This is a genomic window from Acetobacter estunensis, from assembly GCF_019083805.1.
GTDB classification, from domain to species: Bacteria; Pseudomonadota; Alphaproteobacteria; order Acetobacterales; family Acetobacteraceae; genus Acetobacter; species Acetobacter estunensis_A.
On sequence record NZ_JAHRDV010000002.1, the window covers coordinates 247732 to 260716 of the forward strand.

Below are 12985 nucleotides of genomic sequence, written 5' to 3' on the forward strand. Positions count from 1 at the left end.
TAAACAGATAGTTGTGGTGTTTATTTAAGACTTCTTATCAAGCCAGAATGGAACGGGGAGATCCTTCGAGCGCAGGAAATCCGGATTGAACAGCTTGGATTGATAGCGTGCTCCACCATCGCACAGAATGGTCACGACCCGATGACCCGGTCCCAGATTGCGCGCCACACGGATGGCCGACGCCACATTGATTCCTGAGGAGCCGCCCACAGACAGGCCTTCATGGATCAACAGGCTGTAGATCTGTTCCAGCGCTTCGGGATCAGGAATACGCTCTGCATCATCGATCGGAGCACCTTCCAGATTGGCCGTGATCCGGGACTGGCCGATGCCTTCCGTGATGGAGGATCCGCTGATCGACAAGTCGTTGGACTTCACCCATCCATACAGACCCGAACCTTCAGGATCGGCCAGCACGATTTTGGGACGTTCCGTCCCGGCGGCGCGAGCGCTGTCCTCAAGACCAAACGCAACACCCGCAAGCGTGCCTCCTGTTCCGCAGGCGCAGGTAAAAGCATCTAGCCGTCCCTCCATCTGCTCCCAGATTTCAGGAGCGGTGCTGTGACGATGACCCTCACGATTGGCGAGATTGTCGAACTGGTTGGCCCAGACATAGCCATTCTCTTCCGCCAGACGACGCGAAACGTGCACGTAGTTGCCGGGATCACGATACGGCTTGGCGGGAACCAGACGCAGATCGGCGCCGATCATACGCAGGAAATCGATCTTTTCCTGACTTTGCGTCTCCGGCATGACGATGACGCTTTTGTAGCCCCGCGCGTTGGCGACAAGGGTCAGGCCGATACCCGTATTGCCTGCCGTGCCTTCCACAAGCGTGCCACCGGGCTTGAGAAGGCCGCGTTTTTCAGCATCCAGAATAATGGCGAGTGCGGCGCGATCCTTGACGGAACCGCCGGGGTTCATGAATTCCGCCTTCCCGAATATCTCGCACCCGGTCGCTTCCGAGGCGCGGGCAAGGCGGATCAGAGGCGTGCCGCCAATCGCGCCCGCCATATCGGCCGAGCAGGTCGTCCAGCCGTGAAGGGTGCGGGAACTCGGAGTGGAAGTCATTGTGTCCTGCCTTTCATCCTGATGTGATTTGGGCTAGCGCGTGTTGCTCATGCGTGCAATCGGCTTTCATACTTCACGAAATCCAAACCTCGAAGATGTAGCCGCACTGTCCGGATAAAAAAGGAGTTGGCGGAAAATGATCAGAGATATACAGCCGCGCGCGGTCTGGGAAATGATGGAAGCCGACCCGACAGCCCAGCTTATTGACGTCCGCACGCCAGCCGAATGGCATTTCGTCGGGCTCCCCGATCTCTCGGTGCTGGGCCGCAATATTCATACCATCAGCTGGCAACTGCCCGGCGGTCTGATTAACGAGCGCTTCATTGAAGAGCTACGGCTCGTCGGTCTTGATGGGTCTCAGCCGCTTCATTTCATCTGCCGTTCTGGCGCCCGGAGCCGTTCCGCTGCGATGATGGCGCTACAGAGCGGCTTTGAAACGGTTTTCAATGTCGCGGACGGCTTCGAAGGCCCACTCAATGGAGAGGGGCATCGCGGCAGCGTTGCCGGGTGGAAAAAGGACAATCTTCCTTGGCGGCAGAGCTGACATCTGCCGCTCGACTGCTTTTTCTTACAGGCCGGCGTCCGGTTCGGCGTCGGCATCGTAGAGCACTTCAAGAATGGCGCACCACGGATAACGTGAGTCGTAGCTGTGACCGTCTGCCGAAGCGATGGCGCCATTAGTATCCGTGGGCACATGGGTGAGGGTAACGGCATCGTCGATGTTGCCACCAATGATGCTCAACTGGTGGCCAAATGGCTGTCCATTCTGGCCTGTGGCCACGACAATTCCGCAGTGTGCCGGAAAGCCGTAGGTCGTGGGCAGGTTAGAAAAGCGAACCGATTTACTCCCGCCACGACCGGTGCAGATGAGATCGCCCAATTTCGGAATATATTGCCCTGGGTCATGCGCCCGAAGGCCGCTCGACTGCCCCGAGGCTGCGGCGTTGATGTAGGTGGAGTGATTGGGAGAATAGGGGAAGCGCCCGTTCGCGCCCGCCACCCGCATCACATAGGAAATAAATGCGGCAGACCAAGCGTAACGTCCGTCATGCACGAAATTGAAAAGGCGGCCATCGGCATCATATTTGCCGCTCCATGAGGATTCCGTCTCCTGCGGATCCTGGCCGATCCACCAGTATTCTCCCACACGCTGCCACAATCCCGGCGCGCGTTCCGGCTTGACGCTGGCGACTGTGGGTTCCGGGCGCAATTCCGGATCGTCATCATCGACCGGCATGCCAAAGAGGCGCCACTCACGCATGGCGATGGCAGCGACATCCTGTCGGTTGAAGGGTGTGAAGTTGCGGGTAGCAAAATCCGGCACATGCGGATCGTATCCCATGATCCCCTCGCCGGTACGATACTGGGCGACGGGAGTGCTCGCTGGTGTCGGGCTTACGCCAGACTGCGGGGCACAGGCAGCCACCCCAAGCGCCAGAAGAAGGGCTGTGGCGCGGCAGGACACGATCTTGCTCATCTCAATGCCGGATTTTTGCCCGGTCCCCGAATTCTCAGGCACGTGGTGCCGTTTTGGTAAACGAACGGATCATGCCGTCAGAATTGCCTTTTCTGTCAACCTTTTCAGGCAATGAAAAGACATCTCGTGGTCATGCCTGTCGTTCGGGAAACAGAGAGAGAAGGCCCTCAGCGGTTGCCTTACACCGTCCGCGCTCGGTGATCAGGCCGGTCACAAGACGCGCGGGCGTTACATCGAAAGCCGGATTAGCGGCAGGGCTGGCGGGCGGCGTGATGCGAATGGTCTCCATGGCACCCGATGCGGTTTGTCCGGTCAGCATTGTGACCTCGTCTGCGGAACGTTCCTCAATGGGAATGTCGTGCAGCCCATCCTCGACCTGCCAGTCGATGGTAGTGGATGGAAGCGCCACCCAGAAGGGCACCTCGTTGTCATGTGCGGCAAGCGCCTTGAGGTAGGTGCCGATCTTGTTGGCGACATCACCACGTGTCGTCACGCGGTCCGTGCCTACGATCACGATATCGACCTTGCCGTGCTGCATCAGATGCCCACCGGCATTGTCCACAATGACAGTGTGTGGAACGCCGTGACTGCCCAGTTCCCATGCCGTGAGACCAGCCCCCTGATTGCGGGGGCGCGTTTCATCGACCCACACATGCACTGGCAGCCCTTCGTCATGGGCCATGTAGATCGGGGCAAGCGCTGTGCCCCAGTCCACGGTCGCAATCCAGCCAGCATTGCAATGGGTCAGGATATTGATCGGTCGATCTGATGTTCGCTCCGCCGCGAGCTTGCGGATCAGTTCGAGGCCATGACGACCGATAGCCTCGTTGCAGGCGACATCCTCATCACAGATGCGGGCCGCTTCCTTATAAGCAGCCTCGACCCGTTTCTGTGGTGAGACAGGTCGCAGATGTTTCAGCATACGCTCAATAGCCCAGCGCAAATTTATCGCTGTGGGACGTGTTGAAGCCAGCATCGCAGCATCCCGCTCCATGGCCTCATCAGTGGCGTCCTTCGTCAGCGCAAGCGCCAGACCATAGGCAGCAACGGCACCGATAAGAGGGGCGCCTCTGACCTGCATGCTTGTGATGGCATGGGCCACCTGAGCACATTCGGTCAGACGCAGGATATCGAGAGAAAAGGGCAGGCGAGTCTGATCAAAGATGCAGATTGTGCGGTGATCGTTCGGATCGACCCAGACACTGCGATAGGACACACCATTGATCTTCATGAAGCGAGCATCCTGCTGAAAATAAGGAAAGGGCGAAAAGCGGACATATCCACTGACAATTTCGCAGTGTGGAAAATGGACATGAAAAAGCGTGCGGGGCAAGAGCAAAGGGAAATGTTTCAATTCCGTGCAAAACCGGGATGGGCCGACTTTCAAAGGTCGCTGTTATTTCCATTATAAGATGAAATACATTCCCCTCTCTTTCATAAGATTTTTTGGTGCCCGGCCGGAGCTATGTGCATGCGTTTTCTGTATTTCCGATGAGATATCATGATATTGCAAAATCCGATGCGGCTCTATATTGGAAAACAATATGCGGATAGGCGCTTTGTTCGAGAACGTTCTGAAGATGTCCGGGAACTCACCTTCAAGAACAGCCTCTGCGAAAGCTGATTCTGGAAAATATAAAAACATAGCATCAGGGTTTTGATTTTATCTCTGATGCTGGAACCATGAAAGCGGAAGACATGGCAAGAAAAGCAGACAGCAAGCCCACACCGGCTGCCAAGAGTTCCGTCAGGGGCAAGGCCGCCGTTGCTTCGACCCGTCGCGCCAAGACGACCAAAGCGGCTGTTGAACCGGAAAAGACACGCAAAAGAGCTGCCGCGGCTCCTAAAACGGCGGCTCGCGTAAAAGCAACGGTTCTGGCAAGCAAGGCGCCGTCACGGGGCAGACCAGCTGCTGCCAAAGCAAATGTCGCAACAGCCAAAAAAGCAGCCGCTCCCCGTCGGGCTACTGCAGCCCGTCCTGCGGCTCCCAAAGTCACCGAGACTGTGCGCGCTCCCCGCAAGGCCAGAAGCGCCACAACCACCCCGCGCGCCACACGACAGAGGGAACCGGTGGCACCCGTCAAATTGACGGCCGTGGAAAAGCTCCGTCAGACGCAGGAAGCACGTCGCCAGAAGCGAATTGCACGTTTGGCTGCGGAAAAAGAGGCGGCAGAAGAGGCAACTGTTGTCGAAAAACCGAAAAAAGCGGCTCCTCGCAAAACAACGGCTACGCGCACGAGCCGTCGCAAGTGAAGACGACAAGCTTCTGCGAAAATCGGTAGTGTAGAGAAACCCCGCTGCGGCGGGGTTTCTTGCATTCAGGCATTATTGCGATAAGCGCGGCCTGGAATGCCGCGGGAAGGAACATATCCTCCTGTTTTCCCGTAATGTGTCCGGTTCTCGGGAGAGGGAAGGGCACGTGCCAGGATTTCAACAATGTGGCGTTGCGCAGTCAGAGCGCGTTTGAGAAGAACCCTGTTGTCAGCAAGAACGTTCTCAAGATTTTCCAACGCTGCCGGCAGTTCCTCCGAGCAGCAGTTAGCGTCCTTATCGTTCGGATCGCGTTTGCAATCGATATCCAATGCGTCAAGCTGCATCAGTACGGCTTCTTTCTGGCGCAGCAGTCCAACTGCCGCAGGAACATCTCCTTTTCGAAGATGGACGTTTTCTTCTTCCAGAAGTGCCGTGACGTCGCGAATGACCGCCAGCGCTTCATCTGTCACGTTTTTTCTCCTGAATTTCAAGCATCTGACGATAGATCGAAGGTGCAAGACCGAGGCCGCCCTTCTTTTCGATCTGCTTGGCCATTTCGGTTGTGAGCATGGGGCGGAACGAGGATTCTCCTACCCCCCCTCCAAAAGATCCTTTTGAGGTATCGATGGTGTCAAACATGGGCTGGAGCATCTGACCGACGGTCATGGACTCAAAGTCGGTGGCGGTCTTCCAGATTTTCGCGTCCACAGGTTTGGATGAGGCTGCATCATTCGACAGTGGGAGGCCTGCCGAAGGCAATGCGCTTGTGATGCGGGTTGAATCTGTCATCGTACTTCCAGATCGGCCTGCAACGCACCATCGGCTTTGATGGCCTGCAGAATGGAGATCATATCGCGTGGCCCCACTCCCAAAGCATTGAGTCCCGAAACGAGATTGCTCAATGTCGGACCGTTTGGAAGAATGCCGAGCTTGGCATTGTTCCCGTTATTCACATTGATGGTTGTACGGGGGGCGACAGTGGTGGTGCCGTTCGACATGGGGCCGGGCTGCGAAACCATGGGAGTTTCCGTGACCTGAATGGTGAGGTTGCCCTGAGCGATAGCGACAGTACTGATCCGGACATCATTTCCAATGACGATCGTACCGCTGGCGTCATCGACCACGACTTTCGCCAGTGTATCGGGTTCAACCATGAGGTCTCCGATCAGCGAGAGGACCGGAACGCTGTCACGTCCTGTCAGATCCAATGCCACGGTCCGTGGATCGGTAACGCGCGCCATAGTGCCCCCCAGAGCAGAATTGATGGCCCGTGCAATGCGGCTTGCTGTCGTGAAATCAGGGTTGCGAAGAGAGAGATGCAGCAATTTCTTGTTGCTGAGATCCACGGGTACTTCGCGTTCCACGACGGCTCCGTTGGCAATGTGCCCATTGGTGGGAATATTATGCACGATGGAAGCCGCAGCGCCGCGTGCCGCAAAAGCATTGGTCGCGAGAGAGCCCTGCGCTACCGCATAGACCTCTCCATCGGCAGCCATCAACGGTGTAACCAAAAGCGTGCCGCCTGTCAGATCCGTGGCATCGCCGGTAGCTGAAACCGTAACATCAATGCGTCCACCACCATGCGCAAAGGGCGGGAGATCGGCCGTCACCATCACGGCGGCCACATCGTGCGTCTGGAGCTGAATCTCCCGGTCGCGGATGTTCACCCCCAGACGGTTAAGCATGCTGATGAGAGTCTCACGGGTGAACAGGACGTTCGTCAGCTTGTCACCCGTCCCGTGTAGGCCGACCACAAGTCCGTATCCGATGAGCTGATTGGTGCGCACCCCCTCGAAATCGGCGATATCCTTTACGCGCACACGTGCGGCATTCGCAGAGGACATTCCGAGCAGGAATACACAGACAAGCAGGCATGCCCCGCACGCAATTGATGAAGGGAAAACCCTTTTCAATCCCGTGCCCCATACCTTGCGATTGAATGATGTCATGCCGATCTTTGCCGCTCGTCAATGTTTTCGCGTCATTGTTATCCACGGCAAGAGCAAACAATTCCTCAACGTTCGGCGTGAAACTTCCTTCTGCGTGAAGTGACACACGCTGGCAGGATGAAGAGACAATGAGCCCCATCGGCACGGTTGGTTATTCTCCCCGCATTACGACGTCCCGTCGTGTCCGGCGGCAGACAGCGCCTTCGCCATTCACGCTACCTGCCGAAAACACCGAAGCCCCCATTTCCGAGGTGTCCGGTCTGACACCCATTGCTTTGCTGTCTCTCCAGGAAGAGGCAGGGGCGGTGAGTCAGGAGGAACAAGAGAGGGAGGCCGTCGCGTGGGGAAGTGATGTGCTCTCGGCGCTGCGCGAGTTGCAGGTTTCTCTGCTGGAGGGACGAATTCCGGCCGATATTCTCACTCAAATCGAAACGCTCTGCGCCCAAGAGTTCGATATGGTGGGCTCTGGGCTCTCAAATGTTGTGCGATCAATTCGTGTTCGGGCGATCATTGAGGCCGCAAAATCACGACGACGCATTGCCGAGCAAAATTTTTCCATCTCTCCACTGGGAGAGGAAATGCCGGAAGGCGGAGAAACAGGCTCCTGTGGACGTGAGACGATTTAAACTTGGCGCACCATTTCTGCACGGCTATAAGCCGCGCATTCGTTGGAGGCCGCTTGCCTCGGGGAACGGAGACGCAATCTAATGATCACACTTCCTCCGGACTACAGACCGTCCGATGATGAAGAGTTCATGAACCCCTTGCAGGTGGAATATTTCCGTCAAAAGCTTGTCAGGTGGCGCACGGAACTCCTCAAGGAGGCGGGAGGAACTCTTGCCAGCCTGTCAGAGGGCGGCATTCATGAAGCCGACGTGACGGATCGCGCGAGCGTGGAAACAGATCGTGCGCTTGAGTTGCGGACACGCGACCGTGCGCGCAAGCTGGTGGGAAAGATCAATCAGGCACTCCAGCGGATTGAAAACGGCACGTATGGATACTGTGAGGAAACGGGCGATCCGATCGGACTGAAACGACTGGAAGCCCGCCCCATTGCGACGCTCTCGATCGAGGCACAGGAACGCCACGAGCGGATGGAGAAAGTTCACCGCGACGATTGATTTTCTCACGGTGGAAGAAAAACTTCCGTTGCGAGAGATTCGGGGGGTTGCCGAGTACGGTATGAAACTGTAGGTAGCCCTCCGCCGAACGCTGCTGTAGCTCAGTGGTAGAGCACTCCCTTGGTAAGGGAGAGGTCGCGAGTTCAATCCTCGCCAGCAGCACCAGGCTTTTACAAGATTCCCGAAAATAAAATAAACGCCGCAGCTGTTTCGTTCCCAGAAAGCGGAAAGCGTTCGCCTTCACAGTGTGAACGATTGTGTGGGTGCGGAGAAACGGGGAAGCTGTGAGCGGAAAAACGGGCATTTCATCTGATAGTGCGGGCGGTGAAATCGGCCTTGCCGCTAAAGGGACCAACGAAACCGTTCTGCGTCCGTTCCTCGTCTTCATGCTGCCGGTCATGCTGGATTGTGTCCTCCAGTCACTCGCCGGGACCATCGGAAACGCCTATGTCGGCCATATGCTGGGAACGCGCGACCTCGCGGCGGCCAGTACATTTTATCCGCTTCTGTTGCTGCTCGTGTCCTGCGGCGTCGGGCTAGGGACCGGGGCCAGCGTTTTGGTGGGACAGTTGTGGGGAGCTGGCCACCCTGAGCGGGCCCGCCCCGCGGCGGCCGCCGCTCTAGGGATTGCTCTGGGCGGGGGACTAGGGATTGGACTTGGCGGTCAGTTTCTGGTGCACAGGATTCTCCTGTTGCTGCATGTGCCAAATGACGTGCTGTCAGATGCGGCCAGCTATTGCGCCTTTCTTCTGGCAGGAAGTCCGGCGCTTATCATTCTGGTGACGACTGCCATCACCCTGCGTGGAGCGGGGGACAATATGCGCCCACTTATGATGATGGGCATTCAGATCGCCGTTGCTCTCGTGGGGACGCCACTGTTTCTCGTAATGGGCTTCGGGTTGGGAGGAGCCGCAGCCGCCACCATTGCAGGATGGGTGTTGGCTCTTGTTTTTGTCGGCATCTCACTCCGGCACGTCGATCATCCTTTGGCGCCCACAAGGCAGATGCTTCGTGAAATGCTGCCTGAAAAAAAGATTTTCCTGTCCGTTCTGCGACTGGGACTGCCGGCCATGGTGGAAGTCATGACCATGGGGCTGGCCGAAATTGCGCTGGTGGGGCGCATCAACGGTTTTGGCTCGGACATGACGGCCGCGTATGGGCTTTTTACGCAGACCCTCACCTACATTGAGTATCCTGGGATGGCTGTGGGCATCACGGTCTCGGTGTTGACGGCGCACGCGATTGGCGCACGGAATGAGAAAAGAGCGCGTGCTGTGCTCCGAACAGGTTTTATGATCGGTTTGGTGCTGACGGGCGTTCTAGCGTTAGCTGTTTCCTTCGCTCCCACTACCGTTTCACTGCTTTTCACATCCGATCCCGCTGTTATCGCTCTGGCCACTCACGCTTTTCAGGTGGTTATGTGGAGCGCCGTTCCTCTTGCTCTGGGCGGGATTCTCGGTGCCGCCATGCGTGCTAGCGGAGATGTGATGGCACCGATGTCGATCATGCTGGGATGTGTGGTGCTGGTCGAACTGCCGGTTGGTTATTGGTGCGCCCATCATTATGGCGCATGGGGCGTCTGGTTGGGCTACCCGGCCAGTTTTTCCGCGCTCTTTCTGTGCATTGCACTCTATTGGGCGGTCGTATGGCGACATCGCCCACTGCTTCCCTTGAACTGATCCTGCCGTTGTCGCTCACGCAGGAGCGGGTCCCCCTGATGGTGGATGACCTTTCGAAGGTTTGGTAATAATGTGTTCATGATCGAATGATCGTGGCGAGGGTTGTCCTCGCGCGCAATGGCATGGGGATGCAGGACTTTTGGCGGCCAACGAGATAGTCGACCCCACGGAACAAAATGACGCCTCTCTGCGGCAGAAGCTGCTTCAGGTCGTTGTTCCGGTTCTTGGGGTGCTGCTGATCCTTGTGGCGATTGGCGGAATTGGTCTGCACACCTACCGCACCACGCGCACCGGCGTGCTGCAACTGACACACCGTCTCCTGCAATCGGTACAGCGTTATGTCGTGCAGGATGTCACGGCATATATGGGCGCTGCGACATTGGGCGGAAGTTTCGCCCAGGATTTCATCAGCCATGCGCCAGCGGCCTTTACGCAGGGCGCCTTCTATTCCTATGGGGCCACCATGCTGCGGCTGGTGCCGCAAATACAGTCCTATTATCTCGGCGATGCCAATGGCAATTTCCTGCTTGTGGAACGTGATCCTACCGGAAAAGGGCTGGAATACACCCAGCTCAAAACCGTTAACGGCCACAAGATCTTCCACCATGACTTTCGTGGCGCTGATGGAAAAATCATACGCAGCGAAGAAAACGACGCTGAGAACTATGATCCCCGCACGCGTCCTTGGTATGCGAATACAATAGAGAAGAAGAGCTTCGCCTGGACGTCGCCCACCATCTACGCCACCACGAAGCAGCTCATTGTGACAGGTTCCGTGCCTCTGGTTGGCACGGATGGAATCCAGCGCGTTTTTGCCATCAATATCTCGCTCAATCAGCTCAGCCAGTTTCTGGACAGCCTGAAAATCAGCGAAAACGGCAATGCAATGATCCTCGACAGTCATGGTCGGATTATTGCTGGGCATGGCTTCGAACAGATTGTCGCGAGGGCCGGCGGCGATCCGTCACGTATGACACTCGACCCGGCGACCGAAGGCACATTTCGACGGGTCTATGACCAGTATCGGGTGCGAGGAGCCGGCTCACATCCTTTCCAATATGATGGCCGCAATTATATCGGGATGGCGCAGGATCTTCCGGGATCGGACAGCTGGGTTCTGCTGATCGTGGCACCGGAGAACGATTTTGCCAGTTTTGCTCGACAGAGCGGTCGGGAGGGATTGCAATTCTCGGTCGTCATTATCGTGCTGGCCTCGCTGCTGGCGGGATTGTTGGCCAGACAGAGCCGCCGCACCGAACGTGTGACGCGCGAGCTGCGCCATGAACGTGATCAGACCAACTCGGAATCGGCGGCCTTGCGGCAGATCGCGGAGACACCGGGCATTCTCGATCCGAAAGACGAAGCGCTCGTGCTGACCGAGGCTATGGCGCGCGTGGGCGGTGTTCAGCGTGCCGCACTCTGGCGTTTGGTGCACGATGGGACGGCGCTCATCTGCGAGGATAGTTTCGATACCCGTCAGACGGCTCATGCGGGTGGTTTTGAGATCTCCCGCCATGAAATGGAGGATTTCTTCAAGATCGTGGACGCCGGCGTTCCAGTGACCGTGGCTCACGCCGGGTCCGATGAACGCACAGCTCCGTTTGAACGGCTGGTCATGCGGGATGCGGCCACGCAATCCCTGATCGTTCACCCCATTCGTGGCACGGTAGGCGGTCGGTCGGAAATTCTGGGCATGATCACGCTTGAGAACGCGAACTTCGCGCCTCATCTTGTCTATTTCCTCGACATCATTGCGGGCATTGCTGCCATCCGGTTTGGCGCCATGGGCGCCACCGGCACACCAGGCAACGAGGCGAGCGGCAGCGACACCCTACCTGCGTCTCCCACAGCGCTACCCGAACCTCGCTTCGACGAATCGCTGATGCAGCCGCCTGTTGCCGCTGGCGAAATCGGGAAAGGGCTGTTCCCCAGTGTCGCCGTCATGGTCATCACCTTCACCGATCCGGTGATGGAAGCGGAAGACGAGGGGTCTGCCGTACTACCGCTGATCGATCGTATCGCGGGCGAAGTGCAGGCCATCGCGCGTCGCTATGAACTGTTTTCGGTCAAGGTCGCGGGACATCGATTGATCTGCGTCGCGGGTTGCACGAAAGACGCGGATCCGACCGCGATCTGGCGTCTTGCCGAAGCCGCACTGGTATTGCGCGAGACGTGCATGATGCTTCTCTCGCAGGCCAATATCGAACCGATCTTCAGCATCGGCATGGATTTTGGCCCCGCGATGGGCGGAGAGCTTGGCAACGATCCCAAATCGTTCAACCTGTGGGGCGAGACCGTGACTCTGGCCGAACTCATGGCGCAGGGTGCGCCGGATGTGGGCACGATCGAAGTCACGGAACGGGTGTATCAGGCGCTTCGTGACCATTATCTGTTCCGCAGTCGTGGCTCTTTCTATGCGCCACGTTCAGGCATAGGGCGGGTCTACGTGCTCGCGACACGCCGGTGACACAGGATCCTGAAAACCCGAAAGGGCCGGGCGGCACATCGTCGGAGCAGGGCAACCCACCGCCTGCGGGGGCAGTGTTGCCCGATAATCAGGAGGACATCTCCTTCGGTTTGGGGGCACCGCCTGCGACGTTCCATCAGGATGACGACGATCACTCCCGCAAAGCGACGCTAAGTGAGAGATTCGTCCATTTCCTTGGCTGGCTTGGTGCTCTGGTGCGTCGGCAGGTGTGGTTCCTGCTTATCATGCTGGGCACGTTGTGGGGTGTGATCCGCGAAAGCTGTCGTCCCAACAGCTGGCGCCGCACGGTGCGTTACGAATTCCAGATGACGCTGGGTGATGTAGCGGGTGGAGGCCTGCTGAGCACCGCCGTGACGGGCGCGCTGACAGGTGTCGGGGTGGTGTCACAGGCGATTTACTGGCTGGGATTCGCCGGTATGGCGAAAATGACGGGATCGGTTCTGGTCACCGTGATTGTGCGTGAACTGGCGCCAATTCTTGTGGGCGTGTTGATGCTCGGTCGCAGCGGAATGCTGTCGCTGGCCGAGATCGGCATGCTGACAACGGGCGGTCAGGTGCGATCCATGCAGGCGGAAGGCCTCGATCCTTTCCTCCTGCTGGTGTTGCCGCGCACATTGGCCTTCATGGTGTCGGGCTTTACGCTTGGCATCATTTTCTCGCTGGCCTCACTGACCACCGGCTACATCATCAGCCGGGCTTCAGGTGCCCTCTCGAACTCGCTGCTGTCGTTCTATTACGACGTGGTGATTGCCATGACGCCGCTGGACTATCTGCTCATTCCGCTGAAATTCGTGGTCGTGGGCTTTCTCGTGGGACTGGGCTGCTGTGTAAGCGGGCTGACGGCTTCCAAAGAAGACTCCATGCGCACCATGCTTCCGCGTGGTTTTTCCCGTGGCATGCTGATCGTCATGACGGTCAGCGTTCTGTTCAGTCTCAAGCTGTGAGGG

General features: G+C 57.6%; 13 protein-coding genes and 1 tRNA gene. 8 read left to right on the plus strand and 6 right to left on the minus strand.

Going from position 1 to position 12985, the window contains the following annotated elements:
- Positions 1-24: 24 nt before the first annotated feature.
- Entirely contained in the window at positions 25-1071 is a 1047-nt protein-coding gene (locus tag KUA11_RS03910; protein WP_217409069.1) for a cysteine synthase A, read from the minus strand.
- Positions 1072-1207: 136 nt separating this feature from the next.
- Between KUA11_RS03910 and KUA11_RS03915 the strand changes: the two genes are divergently transcribed.
- The gene (locus tag KUA11_RS03915; protein ID WP_166312797.1) at positions 1208-1615 is read left to right on the plus strand and encodes a rhodanese-like domain-containing protein; all 408 of its coding nucleotides are present in this window, start codon (positions 1208-1210) and stop codon (positions 1613-1615) included.
- A 24-nt stretch (positions 1616-1639) separates the two neighbouring features.
- Here the strand turns inward: KUA11_RS03915 and KUA11_RS03920 are convergent, their stop codons facing one another.
- Complete coding sequence (locus tag KUA11_RS03920) at positions 1640-2548, minus strand: DUF2272 domain-containing protein (RefSeq protein WP_217409070.1); 909 nt, start codon at positions 2546-2548, stop codon at positions 1640-1642.
- Positions 2549-2678: 130 nt separating this feature from the next.
- A complete protein-coding gene (gene mtnA, locus KUA11_RS03925) occupies positions 2679-3779 on the minus strand; it encodes an S-methyl-5-thioribose-1-phosphate isomerase (protein ID WP_217409071.1) in 1101 nt (366 codons plus the stop codon).
- Between the two features lie 467 nt (positions 3780-4246).
- Here mtnA and KUA11_RS03930 point away from each other — a divergent pair, with 467 nt between their 5' ends.
- Positions 4247-4801, plus strand: a complete 555-nt coding sequence (locus tag KUA11_RS03930) for a hypothetical protein (protein WP_217409072.1) — start codon at positions 4247-4249, stop codon at positions 4799-4801.
- 65 nt (positions 4802-4866) lie between these two features.
- On the opposite strand, the gene KUA11_RS03935 is transcribed toward KUA11_RS03930, so the two are convergent.
- Genes KUA11_RS03935 through KUA11_RS03945 form a run of 3 tightly spaced genes read right to left on the minus strand, consistent with a single transcriptional unit; the run spans position 4867 to position 6750 of the window.
- Positions 4867-5271 carry a flagellar protein FlgN gene (locus KUA11_RS03935; protein WP_166312793.1) on the minus strand — a complete coding sequence of 135 codons (405 nt, stop codon included), beginning with the start codon at positions 5269-5271 and terminating at the stop codon, positions 4867-4869.
- Positions 5261-5590: a rod-binding protein gene (locus KUA11_RS03940; protein WP_217409073.1), complete on the minus strand. Its 330-nt coding sequence runs from the start codon at positions 5588-5590 to the stop codon at positions 5261-5263. The genes KUA11_RS03935 and KUA11_RS03940 overlap by 11 nt, the downstream gene beginning before the upstream one ends.
- Positions 5587-6750: a flagellar basal body P-ring protein FlgI gene (locus tag KUA11_RS03945; protein ID WP_217409074.1), complete on the minus strand. Its 1164-nt coding sequence runs from the start codon at positions 6748-6750 to the stop codon at positions 5587-5589. The genes KUA11_RS03940 and KUA11_RS03945 overlap by 4 nt, the downstream gene beginning before the upstream one ends.
- Positions 6751-6878: 128 nt before the next feature.
- On the opposite strand from KUA11_RS03945, the gene KUA11_RS03950 reads away from it, so the two are divergent.
- The 6 genes from KUA11_RS03950 to KUA11_RS03975 all read left to right on the plus strand — a co-directional run bounded on the left by KUA11_RS03950 (position 6879) and on the right by KUA11_RS03975 (position 12982).
- Positions 6879-7376 (plus strand): flagellar assembly protein FliX, encoded by a 498-nt coding sequence (locus KUA11_RS03950; RefSeq protein ID WP_217409075.1) that lies wholly within the window; start codon positions 6879-6881, stop codon positions 7374-7376.
- 81 nt (positions 7377-7457) lie between these two features.
- Positions 7458-7871 carry an RNA polymerase-binding protein DksA gene (gene dksA / locus KUA11_RS03955; RefSeq protein WP_166312790.1) on the plus strand — a complete coding sequence of 138 codons (414 nt, stop codon included), beginning with the start codon at positions 7458-7460 and terminating at the stop codon, positions 7869-7871.
- A gap of 90 nt (positions 7872-7961) precedes the next feature.
- A tRNA-Thr gene (locus tag KUA11_RS03960) sits at positions 7962-8036 on the plus strand.
- A gap of 119 nt (positions 8037-8155) precedes the next feature.
- Positions 8156-9550 carry an MATE family efflux transporter gene (locus KUA11_RS03965; protein WP_217409076.1) on the plus strand — a complete coding sequence of 465 codons (1395 nt, stop codon included), beginning with the start codon at positions 8156-8158 and terminating at the stop codon, positions 9548-9550.
- Between the two features lie 139 nt (positions 9551-9689).
- On the plus strand, positions 9690-12017 hold the full coding sequence (locus KUA11_RS03970; protein ID WP_217409077.1) for a cache domain-containing protein: 2328 nt from the start codon (positions 9690-9692) through the stop codon (positions 12015-12017).
- 74 nt (positions 12018-12091) lie between these two features.
- Positions 12092-12982, plus strand: coding sequence for an MlaE family ABC transporter permease (locus KUA11_RS03975; RefSeq protein ID WP_166312882.1), 891 nt, complete (start codon positions 12092-12094; stop codon positions 12980-12982).
- The last annotated feature ends 3 nt before the right edge of the window (positions 12983-12985 follow it).